Raw genomic sequence first — 14,596 nt, 5'->3', positions numbered from 1 at the left:
CGCGGTGCTCGGGCCGCTGTTCGGTGCGGGCGTGGCCGCGCTGATCGGCTGGCGCGGCATCTTCTGGCTCAACATCCCGCTCGCGTTGCTCGCGGCCATCGCCGTGTGGCGGCTCGTGCCCCCACACCGGGCGCAGGTGCCTCACCCCGGCCTGTCGGCCGCCGCGGACGACCGCGAGCTTGTGCCCGCCGGGCCGGCCGAGCACCGCGCGCAGCAGGCGCCGCGAGTGGGTGTGGTCGGTGGGCTGTTGCTGGCGGTCGCGCTGGCGCTGCTCGTCATCGGGCTGCACAACCCGTCTCCGGAGACGTCGGTGCTGCCGTCGTGGGGTGTGCCGTTCCTCGTCGCAGGCGGCGTGGCGTTCGTCGTGTTTCTGTTCTGGGAGTCGCGTGCCCGCACGCGGTTGATGGACCCGACCGGTGTCCACATGCGACCGTTCATCGCGTCGCTGGCCGCGAGCTTCTGCGCGGGCGCGGCGTTGATGGTCACGCTCGTGGACGTGCAGTTGGTCGCGCAGACGTTGCTTGGCAAGGATTCCATGGGCGGCACGCTGCTGCTCACCCGCTTCCTGGTGGCGCTGCCCGTGGGGGCCATCATCGGCGGGCTGCTGATCCGGTTTGCGGGCGAGACCGTGCTTACTGTGGTGGGCATGCTGCTGGCCGGGTTTGCATACTGGCGCATTGCGGGGGCGCTCGGGGTGTCCGCTTTGGATGTTGACCTGATCGTCGCCGGGCTCGGGCTGGGCCTGGTGATCGCGCCGCTGTCGGCCATCGTGCTGCGCGTCGTGCCCGCGGCACAGCACGGCATCGCGTCGGCGGCCGTCGTCGTGGCCCGCATGATGGGCATGCTCATCGGGGTCGCGGCGCTGTCGGCTTGGGGGCTGCACCGGTTCCAGGAGTTCACCAAGGATCTGCCCACACCACTGCCGTTCGGCGTCACGCCGCAGGAGTTCGAGCGTCAGGTTGCCGCCTATCGCCTCGCGCTTGAGGCGGCTCTGCGCGCCGAGTATCGCGAGATTTTCCTTGCCACGGCGGTCATTTGCGCCCTCGGCGCGATCGTCGCGCTACTCCTGGGACGGCGGCGCGATGTCGCGTAAGCGAGCCTGGCACCTGGTCGGAGCCGTCTGCCTCGGCGTGCTGCTGTGCTGCGGCAGCGTACCGGCTGGATTCTGGCTTTATGACCGCTACGCCAACGGGTCCGGTCCGCTGCGCCGCGACGGCGGGGACGGATGGGGCGGCCGCGCGGAGGATGGCGGGCATCGGTTTGCCCTCGGGACGCTCATCCGCAACCACCACGACCGGCCCGTGCTCCTCGACGCAGCCCGCCTCGACGGCCTGCCGCCCACCGGCGAACCGGATTCGTCGGGATGGATCCAGGGTCCGACGTTGTTGTTGGTGGACTTCATCTTCGAGAGCCCTGCGCGGCCGTTCCCGGTCGAGCTCGCGCCCGGTGAAGTCACCCATGTCGTGGTGCGATTCAAGGTCCGCTGCGCGCCACCGTCGGGGGCGGACGTCTCGCTCATCCTGCGCGCCACCGTCGACGGCCAGCAGTGGGAGGAACGGGTCGGCGCCCCGATCGACCTGCCCGACCACGCCAAAGACCTGCCGCCGTGCGATTGACGGCAAAATCTGTCGGCACGAGCGGATATCGCGCCGCCTTGACGATCATAGGCCCGCTCTGCTGGAACAATAGGAGCGATGAGCACGACGACATTTGACGAGCTGGAGCGGTATCGCGGCGAGCTGACCGCCCACTGCTACCGCATGCTCGGCAGCCTGCAGGACGCCGAGGACGCGGTGCAGGAGACGCTCATCAGCGCGTGGCGTGGGCTGGACTCGTTCGAGGGCCGCAGCTCGCTGCGCACGTGGCTGTACCGGATCGCCACCCACGCGTGCATCCGGCTCGGCAAGAAACGCATCGAGACACCGGATTACGGGCCGCCGTGGAATCGGGTGGACGACCTCGGTGAGCCGGCCGTCGGGCAGGCATGGCTCGAACCGTTCCCCTCCTTCGAGCGGCGGGAGAGCGTGGAGCTGGCGTTCGTGGCGGCGCTGCAGCACCTGCCGGCCAACCAGCGGGCGGTGCTCATCCTTCGCGACGTGCTGGAGTTCTCGGCGGCCGAGGTGGCGCAACTGCTGGACACCACGCCGGTGTCGGTCAACAGCGCGCTGCAGCGGGCGCGAAAGACCGTGCACGAGCGGGTGCCGCCGGTCAGCCAGCAGGCCGAGCTCGCCGCGCTCGGCGACGCCGGGCAGCGGGAGCTGGTGCGCGCGTTCGTCACGGCGTGGGAAAGCTCCGATGTGGACAGTCTGGTCGGTCTGCTCGCCGACGACGCGCGGTTCACCATGCCGCCGCTGCCCGCCTGGTTTGCCGGGCGCGACATGGTCGCCCGCTTCTTCGCCGAGCGCGTCTTCGCCACGCCGTGGAGACTTCGGCCTGCATCAATCAACGCGCAGCTCGGGTTTGTCTGCTATCAGGGAGGCGGCGAGGGCGAGGTGAGCGCGGTGAATGTGCTCAGCCTGCGCGCCGGCAAGATCACCCGGATCAGCGCGTTCATCGACCCGGACGTCCGCAAAAAGTTTGCCGCGGTGCGATGAGTCCGCGGCCGGGCGTGTCTCTACACCAACATGCGTAAGCTCATCGTCACCAACATCATTTCTGTGGACGGGTACTACTCGGGGCCGGGCGACAACGTGATGGCCATGCCGTTCGATCCCGCGTTCGACCACTACGTCGTCGAACGGCTGCGCGCGGCGGACACTCTGCTGCTTGGGCGCAAGTCGTTCGACGGGTTCAAGGACTACTGGCCGCCGGTCGCCGATGACCCGAACCGGCCCGAGGTCGAGCGCGAAATCTCGCGGCTCAACGGCGCGATGCCCAAGGTGGTCATCTCCGACACGCTCACCCGGGACCGGACCGCGCCGTGGACCAACACCACCATCGTGGGCCGCGCGGATGCCCACGAACACGTGGCCGCCCTGAAGCGGGAGCAGGGCAAGGACATCCTGGTGTTCGGCAGCCACATCGTGTGGAACGGCCTGCTCGCGGCCGGCCTGGTCGACGAGCTGCACCTGATGGTGGGCCCATCCCTGTTGGGTGCGGGCATCCCGATGTTTGAGGGGCACCCGGAGGTACCGCTGCGGCTGCTCGATGCCCGTGTGCTTGCCGGGTCGCAGCTCGTGCTGAGCCGATACGCGCCGCGCTGACCTCACCCGCGGCGGCACCGGCGGGGCCGCATGCCCCGCCGGCGGCGTGGTCATGGTCCGTCCGGCGCCGGGGAACGAAAACCGCCCACCATCCGCCACATTGGACAGTGGCGGGTGGGGAGCGGTCTCGATCGGCTGGTCAGCTGAGGCGCTGCAGGACCAGCTCGCGCACGGTCTTGGCGTCGGCCTGCCCGCGCGTGGCCTTCATGACCGCGCCGATGAGGACCCCGGCGGCGGCGTGGTTGCCGCCCCGGATCTTCTCGGCGACATCGGGGTGCGCGGCGATGGCCTCGTCGATGGCGGAGGTCAGGGCGCCCGTGTCGGACACGACCTCCAGGCCGCGCGCGGCCATGATGGCGGCCGGGTCGCCCTCGCCCGCGAGCACGCCCTCAAGCACCTGCCGGGCCAGCTTGTCGGTCAGCTTGCCCGCGTCGACCAGCGCCTGCAGCTGCGCGACCTGGGCCGGGGTGGCGCCGATCGACGCGAGCTCGACACCGGACTCGTTGGCGCGCCGGGAAAGCTCGCCGAGCCACCACTTGCGGGCCGCCTCGGGCGAGGCACCCGCGGCCACGGTCTGCTCGATGAGTTCGACCGCGCCGGCGTTGAGGATCGACTGCATGTCCAGATCGGACAGACCCCAGTCCTGCTGGAGGCGCTGGCGGTGCACGCGGGGCAGCTCGGGCAGGGCCGCCTTGAGCGAGGCCACCCACTCGGCGTCGGGCGCAAGCGGCACCAGATCGGGCTCTGGAAAATATCTGTAGTCGGTCGCTGTTTCCTTGGAACGGCCGGGAGTCGTGTCGCCGGTGTCCTCGTGGAAGTGGCGCGTCTCCTGGATGATCGTGCCGCCCGTCTCCAGCACGTTGCCCTGGCGGATCATCTCGGAGCGCACGGCCCGCTCGACACTGCGCAGCGAGTTGACGTTTTTGGTCTCGGTGCGGGTGCCCCAGTCGCCGCCCGGACGGTTGAGCGACGTGTTGACGTCGCAGCGCAGCGAGCCCTGCTCCATGCGGACATCGGAGACGCCGAGGGTGCGGATGACATCGCGCAGCTCGGTCACATAGGCCTTTGCGACGGCAGGAGCGAGCGCGCCGGTCCCCGGCACGGGCTTGGTCACGATCTCGACCAGCGGGATGCCCGCGCGGTTGTAGTCCACAAGCGACTCGGTGGCGCCGTGGATGCGCCCGGTCGCGCCGCCCACGTGCAGCGTCTTGCCCGTGTCTTCCTCCAGGTGGACACGCTCGATGCCGATGCGGTGTGTGACACCATCCACCTCCACGTCGAGGTATCCATCGACGCACAGGGGCTCGTCGTATTGACTGATCTGGAAGTTCTTCGGCATGTCGGGGTAGAAGTAGTTCTTCCGGGCGAACCGGCACCAGGTCGCGATGGTGCAGTTGAGCGCGAGCCCGATGCGGATCGTGGCCTCGATCGCGGCCCTGTTGGCCACCGGCAGGCTGCCCGGCAGGCCCAGGCACACCGGGCAGATCTGGGTGTTGGGCTCCGCGCCGAACATCGTCGGGCAGCCGCAGAACATTTTCGTCCGCGTGCCCAGCTCGACATGGGTCTCCAGGCCGATCACCGGCTCGAACCGGGCAACCACATCATCGAAGCTCAACATCGCAACCGTCCTCACGCCCATAGCTTAGTGCCCGTCAAGGGAGGCCCTTTACGAGGACATCACATAGGCGCATGCTGATTTGTATGGGTTCCGCAACAATGCCTCGCCTGGTGGGAGAGGCTATCGGCACGGCCCTGCTCGTGTTCTTCATCGTTGGGGCCGTCATCACCAGTCCGGACACGCTCGTCGCGGCGATCGCCGTGTTCGTGACCATCCCCGTGCTTTTCTGGATCTTCGGGGGTCACTTCAACCCATGGATCACGCTGGCCAGCGCGATTCGAGGCGTGCTCGACTGGCTTGGCGCCCTCGCCATCATCGTCGCGCAGCTGGTGGGCGGCGTCGTCGGCGCGCTGCTGGTCTGGGCGGTGCTTGGCGGTGACGGCGTCAGCCGCAGCCTGGGCGTAACCAGGCCCGCCGCCGATCTCAGCGGCGTGCAGTTCGCCGCGCCCCTCATCGCCGAGGCGCTCGGGGTGTTCCTGCTGTGCTGCGTGGTCTTCGGCCTCGCGGACGGCCCCGGCCTGGCTCTCGGTCTCGGCCAGGGCATGGCGCTCGCCGCCGGAACGCTCGCGATCGCGGCGGTTTCGGCGGCCTCGCTGAACTTCGCCCGCAGCTTCGGCCCCGAGGTGGTGATGCTGTTCGCGGGCGAAGCCGTCGACTGGGCAGGGTTCGGCAAACTCTGGGTGTATGCCGTTTCGGGCATCCTGGGGGCGGCCCTCGCCGGGCTCCTGTTCCCGCTGTGGCGCCCGGCCGCCGCCCGTAGGTGAGCATGAACCGCGCCTGCCTATGCCGAGCGGGCGCGGTCACCAACCGCTTGCTGTCGGCGCGTTTCCGGTTTCGGCGCGCCCGCCTGTCAAGCGGTCACCATTCGCCGGCTGCCACCGCGGCGACGATCCGGTCGACGCTCGCGAGCGGGACCATGACGGCGAAGTCCCATGTTTCGTCGTCGGCACCGACCATGACCGCGGCGGTGCCAGCCTCGGCCATCGCCCAGTGCACCGGCGAGCCGGCCGACTGCCCGATGTGAAGGCTTCGCCGCGCTGCCCAATCCGACCCCCGGATCGCGCGCAGACCGGCCAGCTCCTCGGGCGTGGCCCGCAGGTTGAGCTCCCACGCCGGCATCTGCAGCTTGACCGACAGCACCGTCGACTCGCCCGGCCCCGAGGCCAGGCCGAGCGTCACGTCGGCCATGGCCGCTACAGCGCAGGCGGGGTCAGGGTGCCGACGACGGACTCGACGGCGGCGCCCACCCGATACATCCGGTCGTCAGCCATGGTCGGCGCCATGATCTGCAGCCCGACCGGCAGGCCCTCGGACAGTCCACATGGGACGGAAATGGCCGGCCCACCGTACAGGTTGGTCGGGATGGTGTAGAGATCTGCAAGATACATCTGGTACGGATCTGAGGTCCGCGAACCCAGTGGGAACGCGACAAACGGCGTCGTGGGCGACACGATGACGTCGACCTGCTCGAAGGCGGCGGTGAAGTCGCGGGTGATCAGCGTGCGCACCTTCTGCGCCTGGCCGTAGTAGGCGTCGTAGTAGCCGCTGGAAAGCGCATATGTGCCAACGATGATGCGCCGCTTCACCTCCGGGCCGAAGCCGGCCTCACGCGTGACCGACATGACCTCCTCCAGCGAGCGCGAGCCGTCATCGCCCACCCGCAGTCCAAACCGGACACCGTCGAACCGGGCCAGGTTGGACGAGCACTCGCTCGGCGCGATGAGGTAATAGGCCGGGAGTGCGTAGAGGAAGTGCGGGCACGAGATCTCGACGATCTCCGCGCCGAGCTTGGTCAGCGACTCGACGGCGTCGCGGAACACCGACATCACGCCCGGCTCGGCGCCCTCGCCGGTGAACTCGCGCACCAGCCCGATGCGCACCCCGCTCAGGTCACCGGCGGCGCCGCGCCGGGCCGCGCCGACCACATCAGGCACGGGCTGCGGGATGGACGTGGAGTCCATCGGGTCGTGCCCGGCGATCACCGAGTGCAATAGCGCCGTGTCTTCGACGGTGCGCGCGCACGGGCCGGGTGTGTCCAAAGAGGACGAAAACGCGATCAGCCCGTAGCGCGAGGTGCCGCCGTAGGTGGGCTTCGCGCCGACGGTCCCGGTCACCGCGCCCGGCTGGCGGATTGAGCCGCCCGTGTCGGTGCCGATGGAAAGGGGAGCCTCATAGGCCGCCAGCGCCGCGGCCGAGCCACCACCGGAACCACCCGGGATGCGGGTTAAATCCCAAGGGTTGTAGGTCGGCCCGTAGGCTGAGTATTCGGTGGACGAGCCCATGGCGAACTCATCCATGTTGGTCTTGCCGAGGATGACCAGGCCCGCTTCGCGCAGCCGGGTCGTCAGCGTCGCGTCATAGGGCGGACGCCAGCCTTCGAGGATCTTCGAGCCCGCGGTGGTCGGCATGCCCTTGGTGGCAATGACATCTTTGACCGCGATGGGCACGCCGGCGAGCGGCCCAAGCTGCTCTCCGTTGGCGATGCGGGCGTCGATCGCGGCCGCGGCCCGCAGGGCGCCCTCGGGATCGACGTGGAGGAACGCGTGCACCCGGCCATCGACCTCGCTGATCCGGTCGAGGTGGGCCTGCGTCGCCTGCACCGAGGTGATCTCACCCGCGGCAATCTTCGCGCCGAGCGCGGCGGCGGTCTCCTTGATCATGCTCACTCCTCCTCGGCCAGGATCTGAGGCACACGGAACCGGCCCTCGAACGGATCGGGCGCACCGGCCAGCGCCTCGGCGGGGGTCAGGCACGGGGCCTCGACGTCGTCGCGCAGGACATTGACCAACGGCACGGAATGCGACGTCGGCGGGATGTCGTCGGCGACGACCTCACCCACGCGGGCGACCGCCTGGAGGATCGAGTCAAGCTGGCCGGCGAAGAGGTCCAACTCCTGCTCGGTGACGGCGAGCCGGGCCAGCCGCGCCAGGTGCGCGACCTCATCGCGCGAGATAGCAGCCATGGCTCGACAGTCTATTGGGCGGGTGTGACAGCCTTCGCGCGGGCTGTGTCTCCGTAAGCCCGCCGCGGACTCAAGATCGCTGCGGGGAAGCGGCGGCGCGGCACTGCGCGAGCCTCGGGAGATCGCTCGGTTTGACGGCGGTCAGCGGGACGGCCGCTCCGCTGTGCAGGACCGCCCGCGTGCGGCCCTTCTCGTCGGGCACGAGCGCGCTCACCTCGGTCCACGGCACGATCCGGCGGCCCACCAGCGCCCTGACCCGGATGCCATATTCGTTGGCGTCGGTGCCCGCCCGCCACGCCCAAATCGCGACCACGAGCGGGACCAGTGTCACGAGGACCAGCAGACCCGGCAGCCCGCGACCCTCGCGCAGCGCGAGGATCCCCTCGAACAGGAAGGGCGTCGAGCCGATCACGGCCAGCAGGGCGGTGACCGCGACGGCGGCGTGGTAGCGGAACCGGATCACCGTACGAGTGTCTCATGTCGTACCCCGGGTACATACTGAGGCCGTGACCGTCCTACTGATGATTGGCACAGCTAAAGGGCTGTTTCTGGCCCGGCGAGACCGGGTCGGCGACGCTTGGCAGATCAGCGTCCCGCACTTCCCGATGACCGCGGTCTACGCGGTCGGCATCGACCAGCGTGACGGTGCCACGCCCCGCCTGCTCGCAGGCATCGACAGCTCCCACTTCGGCCCAAGCGTCGCGGTCAGCGACGACCTTGGCGGCTGCTGGCGTGAGCCGGAGGAGGCGCCCGTCGCATTCCCCAAAGACACCGAGACCACGCTGACCCGGGTGTGGGCGTTGCAGCCCGGTCCGGCCAGCGAGCCGGGCGTGGTGTGGGCGGGCAGCCAGCCGTCCGCGTTGTTCCGCTCGACCAACGGTGGCTCCAGTTTCGAGCTCGTGCGCGCGCTGTGGGACCACCCGCACCGGCCGCAGTGGGGCGCCGGGTTCGGTGGGCAGGCAATCCACACCATCCTGCCGCACCCGACCGACCCGCAGCGGGTCGTCGTGGCCATGTCCACCGGCGGGGTCTACCGCACGACCGACGGCGGTGCCACGTGGGCGCCCGGCAACACGGGGATCAAGGCCTACTTCATGCCCGACCAGTTCCCGGAGTTCGGGCAGTGCGTGCACAAGGTGACCCGCGACGCGGGCGACCCCGAGCGGCTCTACGCCCAAAACCACCACGGGGTCTACCGGTCCGACGACGACGGGCAGACGTGGCAGTCGATCGCCGACGGGCTGCCCAGCGACTTCGGGTTCCCGATCGTCGCCCACCCGCGCCGGCCCGGCACGATTTGGAACTTCCCGTTGCAGGCCGACAGCTCCCGCTTCCCGGTCGACAACAAGTGCCAGGTGTTTCGCAGCGACGACGCGGGCAAGACGTGGCAGGCGCAGTCCTACGGGCTGCCGACGGCGCCGTTCTACGCGACCGTGCTGCGCGACGCGATGTGCGTGGACAACGCCGATCCGGTCGGGGTCTACTTCGGCAGCCGCACGGGCGAGGTGTTCGCGAGCGCCGACGAGGGCGAGAGCTGGGCACAGGTCGCGGCCCACCTGCCCGATGTGCTGTGCCTGCGCGCGGTCGCGCTATGAGCGAGGGCTTGCCCGAGCGGATCGTGCGGAGCCGAGTGATACCTGAGTTTGCGGAGGCATCGGCATGAGCGTGCAGGTGCTCGTGCCGAGCGCGCTTCGGTCCGAAGTGGACGGTGCGGCACGGGTCGAGGTCGAGGCGGGAGGCGGGTCGCTTCGGGATGTGCTCGACGAGCTGGAGCGGCGCTGGCCCAGGCTGGGGCGGCGGATTCGGGACGAGCAGGGGGAGCTGCGGCGGTTCGTGAACGTTTACGTCGACGGTGAAGATGTGCGCGCGCTCGGTGGGCAAGAGGCGGGGGTCACCGACGGTGCTGAGGTGCAAGTGATTCCCTCAGTGGCCGGGGGCTGAAACCCGCCGCCGCCTTGCACCTCAGCCGTCGGGCCGCCAACCGCGCGGCAGCCGAGCATTTCGGTCGCCGGGCCGGCGAGTTGACTGCAGGATAGTGAGGGGTTGCGGCTTTGTGGTTGGGTGGGTGCCGGTGAGGGAGAGGGCTGGGCATGGGTGAGATTGACGGAAACGCGATTCTGAAGGACAACTTCGCGCCGTGGGTGCAGGAGTTGGGGCTGACCGTGGAGGAGACCGGGGCGGATTTTGCGGTGCTGCGGTTGCCGTGGTCGGATCGGCTCGCACGGGAAGGTGGGGCGATGTGCGGGCAGGCGATGATGGCGGCGGCCGACACGGCGACAGTCATTGCGATCAGCGCGGCGCGTGGTGGGTTTGGTCCCATGACGACGGTGCAGTTGTCGACGACGTTCCAGCGGCCGGTGTTCGGCAAGGATGTGTTGGTGACGGCGCGGTTGACGAAGTCGGGCAAGTCGCTGGCGTTCGCCGATATCACGCTCATGGCGGGTGAGGCGGTGGTTGCCCACGCGACCACGGTTTACGCCATCCTGTGACGCCGGGCAACGGCTGGGCCTGTCCGGCGTCGGCTACGGCTTTCTGCTAACCACCTTCGCCGTCGGCGGGCTACTCGGCACCCTCATCGCGCCGCGGCTGCAAAGGATTTTCGAGGCCGGCGCCCTGCTCCGCGCCGGTCTCGTCGTCGAGGTCATCACCCACACGACCCTGGCGATCACGACGGAACCCCTCGTCGCTGCGGCATCTTGATCGTCTTCGGGATGCACACCATGGTCTGGGGCGTCATCTTGGTGACTCTGCGCCAACGCGTCGTACCCAACCACCTGCTCGGCCGGGTCGGCAGCGTCTACTCGCTGCTCGATCTCGGCGGCGCGGCCATCGGGTCACTCCTCGGTGGCACGCTGGCCCGCACCTGGGGACTCACCACCCCATTCTGGGATCGCCGCCGCCGTGATGGCGCTCATCGTCATCGCGGCCTGGCGACCGCTGCGTCAGGCATCAGCCGCCTGACTCAGCCAATGGGTTCCGCCCGGTCGAGCACCTACGCGCCGGGCGGAACCCGCTCTAGCGGCTGAGCGGGCGGTGCCTCGCACTCGTTGGCCCAGCGGGCGCCTCGTGCACTGAACCACGACGAAACCCAACTGCTGTCCTCAACGGCATACACATTGTTGGCAGGCGATGATGACGGCAGCGACCGCGGGCCTGGTCCAATGACGACGTTCCAGGGGCCGGTGTTCGGCAAGGATGTGTCGGTGACGGCGCGGTTGACGAAGTTGGGCAAGTCGCTGGCGTTCGCCGATATCACGCGGCGGTTGCACGCGACCACAGTTCACGCCATCCTGTGAGCCCTCATCCGTCCTTATAGACGGGCTTGACGAGCAGGGGATGTCCATCCGGTGAACTGAACAGGGCGCCCGTGGCGGTGATGGTATGCGGCTGAGGGTTGCTCACACCGCTATGATCCTGGGTCGTGACTACCCCTCAAAGTGGATACCTGCGTATTTTCACGAAGTATCACTGGATGGCCTTCATGCTGGCGCTGTTTTCGCCGAAGGCCACTATCAACGGGCATCAGATCGCCCTCAAGTGGGGCGAGAACGCGATTCCCGCCCCGCTCGGCACGCACCAGATCGAGATCTGGGTGCCGTATCTGTGGAAGTTCGGCTCGGCCACGATTGTCGTTGACAACACTCAGTTCGCGCCGACGATTCACTACTCGGCGCCGGTGTGGGCGTTCGGCAGCGGCGCGATCGGGTTCGAGCCGCAGAAGCACCCGGGCCTGACGGCCGCGTATGTTCTGTACGGCGTGCTCGCGGCCGTGATCGTGCTGTGCTGCTGCGGCTCGTTCCTGGTGAACATCATGGGGAACAACTAACCCTCGTGGATTCCTGAATGCGCAGCGAGCCAATGGTTGCCGAGCATTACTACCATTCGCGTCGATGGATAGCGGGGGGAGACCCGCCTTCGTGACTCGATGAAGGACGGATGGGATGATCCGACAGACATGGCGACCGTTGGCGCTGCTGGCAGTGCTCGCGCTGGCCGCCGCAACCACTGCGGCGGCGACAGCGCACGCGGCATCGGCCTCCGGCAGCTTGACCGGGCGGGTGGTGACGCACACCGGCGAGCCCGCGGGCAACATCGCGGTTACCGCGCAACGCGCCGGTGGACCCTGGCTCAGGGGGAGCACGAGCAGCGACGGCACCTACGCGTTCAGCGCGGTCCCTGCCGGCGACTACACGATTATGGTGGAGCCGGTCGCGAGCGTGCGCCAATACGTGCCGCAGCAGCGGTTCAACCGGCTCGCCCAAGTGTTCGCCGTGCGCGAGGGCGAAGCCACGGTGGTGAACGAGACGCTGTTGCCGCAGGGAAACCTCGCGGGCAGGTTCGTGGACTTCGACGGGTCGCCGCTCGCCGGCGCCCGGGTCAGCGTCCGTGATCTGGACGGGGAATCGTTCCCCGGCACCCAGACCGACGCCAACGGCAGTTGGCGCATCGACGGGGTGTTCGCCAGCCGGTACCAGGTCCATTTCTCCCACGGGAATGTGATCTCGCAGCACGCCTACGGCAAGGTGGGCGTGGCGACAGCCGACGTGGTGACGGTCGCGCCGAACACGACGACGACCGTCAACGACACGGCGCTTGCCCGCACCAGCGTGCGCGTGACGGCGACCGATTCGCACACCGGCGCACGGCTGACCTCCTTCAACGTGTCCATCGGGCAGAGGTACGAGTCCACTGATACCAGCGAGTTGGTGATCGACGGCATTCAGGCCGGCACGCATGAGGCCGAGGTGTTCGCCGAGGGCTACTTCCAGTCGCGGACGCGGGTCACGCTCACCGCGGGCCAGCAGGGTCACTTGGCGGCCGCACTTGAGCCGCAATCGTTTATCACCGTGCGAGTGGTCGACGCCGCGACCGGCGCTCCGGTGCCCAACTTCTGCGTCGCCGCCATGACTTTGACCGACGCTGTGGTACCGGACAGCCTCTGCGGTGAGCTCACCGACGAGTCAGGCAATCTGCGCATCGGCTGGCTGCACGCCGGCACGTATCAGCTGTTCGCCACCAAACCCCGATTCGGCACCTCGCCCGACTACGGCTCGCAATGGGTGGGCGCGGACGGCGGCACGGGACGGCAGCTGCTGGCCCAATCCGTCCGTGTCGGCACGGGCCAAACCGTTGCCGGCCCGGTCATCCGGCTCGATCGCCCCGGCACCATCACCGGCCAGGTGTCCACACCGGACGGTCAGCTCCCGCGCAACGGCCGGGTCGGCGTGCTCGTGGGTCATCCCTTCGCGGGAATGAACTCGGCGTGCCGGTGACGGCCGATGGCCGGTACACGATAGATTTCCTCGGCCCTTATGATTGGCCGCTGCTGTTCAATGCGTGGGACCAGGCGTCGCAGTGGAGCGGCCAGGTGGGCAATCGGCATCTTGCGCGTGCCGTCAAGGTGAATGCCGGTGCCACCACGACGTTCGACTTCCGCTTCCGCCCGGCGGTCGCCGTGACGGTCAAGGTGCGAGGCGTGCCGGCGGGGATCGACTCGATCGTCGCGCTCAACGCCATCACCGGCGATTTCATGGGCGGCGCGGGCGGCCTACCGGGCGACAGTGTGACCATGGGTCTGGTCGGCCCGCAACTGGTCAAGCTGCTCATCACGCCGAGGGATGGGGAGCAGCGCTGGGTCGGCGGGGATGATTTCCTTGACGCGCAACCGTTCTGGATCCCGGCGAGCGGATCCAGAACGATCACGGTCGATTACTGAGCGGTCGATTACCGAGCAGACGATTAGTGAGCGGTCGCTTCTGAGTTTTAGAACCCGGCGGCGTCGATGGCGGTGGTCAGATCGCTGGAAAGCTGGTTCCATTCGGTGTCCGCGCCCATCGATCGAATTGAGATGTAAAACCCAGTCGATGCCGTCTCCTCGCGAGACGGCAAGGCTGGCCGTGCCGGGCATGCCGCCCGAGCGGGCGAAACCGGGTGCGCGTCCGCCCATGCCCTACACCGCGTTCTGGTTGATGAACGCGGTGTGGGGCCGGGGCGCTCGCGACGAGCGCGCCGCCCGTGTCCATCTCGGCGATGAGGAAATTGCCGTACGCGCCTGGCACGTATGCGCTCGAATACGGATCCCACGCGCTCGACCCGATACCAGAAGATTGCGTCTGGGCAAGGAGATCTGAGGCATGCAGGCAGTGTGATATTGCCATGTGTCGAAGCGATGGTGCCGACGCATTTACGTCAGTTCGCTCCAGAAGGGCACATGCTGCACCGGCCCGGCCTGATCGGGGGTTTGCGTGCCACCGCCGAACTCCCGAATCAGATAGTCGACAAGATCCTGCCCATAGACGACGACATCCGTCTGGACCACCGATAAGACCGGAAGGCCGAATTGCGGCAGGGCCGGAGCAAACCTATGGCCATATATGGGTACCAGCCGCGGCGCGCGCTTGAGCTCCCGCCGCGCGGCCCGCACCGCCTCGGCAGTGCCCTGCGGCCGCGCACCCCACCCCTTGAACCAGAAGCCGTTCTCCTCCACATCGAAGATCACCCCGTCGATCGGCTCGTCCAGGCGGTCGCGCACCGACTCCGGCTCGCGCCAGTTGGGCCACCGCCCGCCCACCGGAAGGCCCGCCGACAGCAGCGAGCAATGGTCGGGGTTGAACTTGAACTCGAACGTCTGCTCGACACGGCGCAGCTCCGCGGCCGTGAGCCCACCCTCGACCGGCACCCGCAGCCGCTCCCACAGGCGCTCGGCCGCGGCAAGCGTCAAGGTCATGCGACCAGACTAGGCGGTCGGACGCCTGCCCTGTGGCCGTGTGGGTCTGGTTTCTTCAGGCGAAGCCGCGGTTTGGCGCGGTTGAG

General features: G+C 68.6%; 18 protein-coding genes and 1 pseudogene. 13 read left to right on the top strand and 6 right to left on the bottom strand.

The annotated features are described in order from the left end of the window. From DM816_RS11625 to DM816_RS11610, 4 genes are all read left to right on the top strand, one after another. On the top strand, positions 1-1,093 hold a 1,093-nt coding region (locus DM816_RS11625), incomplete at its 5' end, for an MFS transporter (protein WP_162907357.1). Beyond that, positions 1,083-1,616 (top strand): hypothetical protein, encoded by a 534-nt coding sequence (locus DM816_RS11620; RefSeq protein ID WP_117210179.1) that lies wholly within the window; start codon positions 1,083-1,085, stop codon positions 1,614-1,616. The genes DM816_RS11625 and DM816_RS11620, both read left to right, overlap by 11 nt. A gap of 78 nt (positions 1,617-1,694) precedes the next feature. Then, positions 1,695-2,594, top strand: a complete 900-nt coding sequence (locus tag DM816_RS11615) for an RNA polymerase subunit sigma-70 (protein ID WP_117210178.1) — start codon at positions 1,695-1,697, stop codon at positions 2,592-2,594. A gap of 30 nt (positions 2,595-2,624) precedes the next feature. After that, the gene (locus DM816_RS11610) at positions 2,625-3,203 is read left to right on the top strand and encodes a dihydrofolate reductase family protein (protein WP_117210177.1); all 579 of its coding nucleotides are present in this window, start codon (positions 2,625-2,627) and stop codon (positions 3,201-3,203) included. Between the two features lie 139 nt (positions 3,204-3,342). Here DM816_RS11610 and gatB read toward each other — a convergent pair whose 3' ends face one another. Continuing rightward, positions 3,343-4,821 carry an Asp-tRNA(Asn)/Glu-tRNA(Gln) amidotransferase subunit GatB gene (gene gatB / locus DM816_RS11605; protein WP_117210176.1) on the bottom strand — a complete coding sequence of 493 codons (1,479 nt, stop codon included), beginning with the start codon at positions 4,819-4,821 and terminating at the stop codon, positions 3,343-3,345. 110 nt (positions 4,822-4,931) lie between these two features. Between gatB and DM816_RS11600 the strand changes: the two genes are divergently transcribed. Beyond that, positions 4,932-5,585, top strand: a complete 654-nt coding sequence (locus tag DM816_RS11600; RefSeq protein ID WP_162907356.1) for an MIP/aquaporin family protein — start codon at positions 4,932-4,934, stop codon at positions 5,583-5,585. 94 nt (positions 5,586-5,679) lie between these two features. Here the strand turns inward: DM816_RS11600 and DM816_RS11595 are convergent, their stop codons facing one another. The 4 genes from DM816_RS11595 to DM816_RS11580 form a co-directional block, all read right to left on the bottom strand. After that, positions 5,680-6,009, bottom strand: a complete 330-nt coding sequence (locus tag DM816_RS11595) for a hypothetical protein (RefSeq protein ID WP_117210174.1) — start codon at positions 6,007-6,009, stop codon at positions 5,680-5,682. Positions 6,010-6,014: 5 nt separating this feature from the next. Continuing rightward, positions 6,015-7,481 carry an Asp-tRNA(Asn)/Glu-tRNA(Gln) amidotransferase subunit GatA gene (gene gatA / locus DM816_RS11590; RefSeq protein ID WP_117210173.1) on the bottom strand — a complete coding sequence of 489 codons (1,467 nt, stop codon included), beginning with the start codon at positions 7,479-7,481 and terminating at the stop codon, positions 6,015-6,017. Positions 7,482-7,483: 2 nt separating this feature from the next. Further along, a complete protein-coding gene (gene gatC / locus DM816_RS11585; RefSeq protein ID WP_117210172.1) occupies positions 7,484-7,783 on the bottom strand; it encodes an Asp-tRNA(Asn)/Glu-tRNA(Gln) amidotransferase subunit GatC in 300 nt (99 codons plus the stop codon). A 70-nt stretch (positions 7,784-7,853) separates the two neighbouring features. After that, positions 7,854-8,246, bottom strand: a complete 393-nt coding sequence (locus DM816_RS11580) for a PH domain-containing protein (RefSeq protein ID WP_117210171.1) — start codon at positions 8,244-8,246, stop codon at positions 7,854-7,856. A 43-nt stretch (positions 8,247-8,289) separates the two neighbouring features. Between DM816_RS11580 and DM816_RS11575 the strand changes: the two genes are divergently transcribed. From DM816_RS11575 to DM816_RS11540, 8 genes and pseudogenes are all read left to right on the top strand, one after another. Beyond that, the gene (locus tag DM816_RS11575) at positions 8,290-9,378 is read left to right on the top strand and encodes a WD40/YVTN/BNR-like repeat-containing protein (protein ID WP_117210170.1); all 1,089 of its coding nucleotides are present in this window, start codon (positions 8,290-8,292) and stop codon (positions 9,376-9,378) included. A gap of 64 nt (positions 9,379-9,442) precedes the next feature. Further along, on the top strand, positions 9,443-9,724 hold the full coding sequence (locus tag DM816_RS11570) for a ubiquitin-like small modifier protein 1 (RefSeq protein ID WP_117210169.1): 282 nt from the start codon (positions 9,443-9,445) through the stop codon (positions 9,722-9,724). Between the two features lie 149 nt (positions 9,725-9,873). Further along, positions 9,874-10,272, top strand: coding sequence for a PaaI family thioesterase (locus tag DM816_RS11565; RefSeq protein WP_117210168.1), 399 nt, complete (start codon positions 9,874-9,876; stop codon positions 10,270-10,272). 1 nt (position 10,273) lies between these two features. Next, positions 10,274-10,744: pseudogene (locus tag DM816_RS11560) on the top strand (MFS transporter); the annotation flags it as partial. Positions 10,745-10,944: 200 nt separating this feature from the next. Beyond that, entirely contained in the window at positions 10,945-11,079 is a 135-nt protein-coding gene (locus DM816_RS45225) for a hypothetical protein (protein WP_281274317.1), read from the top strand. A 125-nt stretch (positions 11,080-11,204) separates the two neighbouring features. Beyond that, a complete protein-coding gene (locus tag DM816_RS11550; RefSeq protein WP_117210167.1) occupies positions 11,205-11,609 on the top strand; it encodes a hypothetical protein in 405 nt (134 codons plus the stop codon). A gap of 115 nt (positions 11,610-11,724) precedes the next feature. Beyond that, positions 11,725-13,056 carry a carboxypeptidase-like regulatory domain-containing protein gene (locus tag DM816_RS11545; protein WP_117210166.1) on the top strand — a complete coding sequence of 444 codons (1,332 nt, stop codon included), beginning with the start codon at positions 11,725-11,727 and terminating at the stop codon, positions 13,054-13,056. Then, positions 13,047-13,499 (top strand): hypothetical protein, encoded by a 453-nt coding sequence (locus DM816_RS11540; RefSeq protein WP_117210165.1) that lies wholly within the window; start codon positions 13,047-13,049, stop codon positions 13,497-13,499. Before DM816_RS11545 ends, DM816_RS11540 begins: the two co-directional genes overlap by 10 nt. Positions 13,500-13,967: 468 nt before the next feature. Here DM816_RS11540 and DM816_RS11535 read toward each other — a convergent pair whose 3' ends face one another. Continuing rightward, complete coding sequence (locus tag DM816_RS11535) at positions 13,968-14,510, bottom strand: hypothetical protein (RefSeq protein ID WP_117210164.1); 543 nt, start codon at positions 14,508-14,510, stop codon at positions 13,968-13,970. Positions 14,511-14,596: the final 86 nt, after the last annotated feature.

It is taken from the genome of Allorhizocola rhizosphaerae (assembly GCF_003426775.1).
GTDB classification, from domain to species: Bacteria; Actinomycetota; Actinomycetes; order Mycobacteriales; family Micromonosporaceae; genus Allorhizocola; species Allorhizocola rhizosphaerae.
The sequence above is the reverse complement of the archived record's forward strand: the minus strand, read 5'-3'. Positions and strand labels throughout refer to the sequence as shown.

Excerpts from the sequence above, each read along its gene's own strand:
- DM816_RS11595 (WP_117210174.1), bottom strand. The coding sequence starts at position 6,009 with ATGGCCGACGTGACGCTCGGCCTGGCCTCGGGGCCGGGCGAGTCGACG.
- gatB (WP_117210176.1), bottom strand. The coding sequence starts at position 4,821 with ATGTTGAGCTTCGATGATGTGGTTGCCCGGTTCGAGCCGGTGATCGGC.
- DM816_RS11570 (WP_117210169.1), top strand. The coding sequence starts at position 9,443 with ATGAGCGTGCAGGTGCTCGTGCCGAGCGCGCTTCGGTCCGAAGTGGAC.
- DM816_RS11615 (WP_117210178.1), top strand. The coding sequence starts at position 1,695 with ATGAGCACGACGACATTTGACGAGCTGGAGCGGTATCGCGGCGAGCTG.
- DM816_RS11545 (WP_117210166.1), top strand. The coding sequence starts at position 11,725 with ATGATCCGACAGACATGGCGACCGTTGGCGCTGCTGGCAGTGCTCGCG.
- DM816_RS45225 (WP_281274317.1), top strand. The coding sequence starts at position 10,945 with ATGACGACGTTCCAGGGGCCGGTGTTCGGCAAGGATGTGTCGGTGACG.
- DM816_RS11535 (WP_117210164.1), bottom strand. The coding sequence starts at position 14,510 with ATGACCTTGACGCTTGCCGCGGCCGAGCGCCTGTGGGAGCGGCTGCGG.
- gatA (WP_117210173.1), bottom strand. The coding sequence starts at position 7,481 with ATGATCAAGGAGACCGCCGCCGCGCTCGGCGCGAAGATTGCCGCGGGT.
- gatC (WP_117210172.1), bottom strand. The coding sequence starts at position 7,783 with ATGGCTGCTATCTCGCGCGATGAGGTCGCGCACCTGGCGCGGCTGGCC.
- DM816_RS11620 (WP_117210179.1), top strand. The coding sequence starts at position 1,083 with ATGTCGCGTAAGCGAGCCTGGCACCTGGTCGGAGCCGTCTGCCTCGGC.
- DM816_RS11610 (WP_117210177.1), top strand. The coding sequence starts at position 2,625 with ATGCGTAAGCTCATCGTCACCAACATCATTTCTGTGGACGGGTACTAC.
- DM816_RS11565 (WP_117210168.1), top strand. The coding sequence starts at position 9,874 with ATGGGTGAGATTGACGGAAACGCGATTCTGAAGGACAACTTCGCGCCG.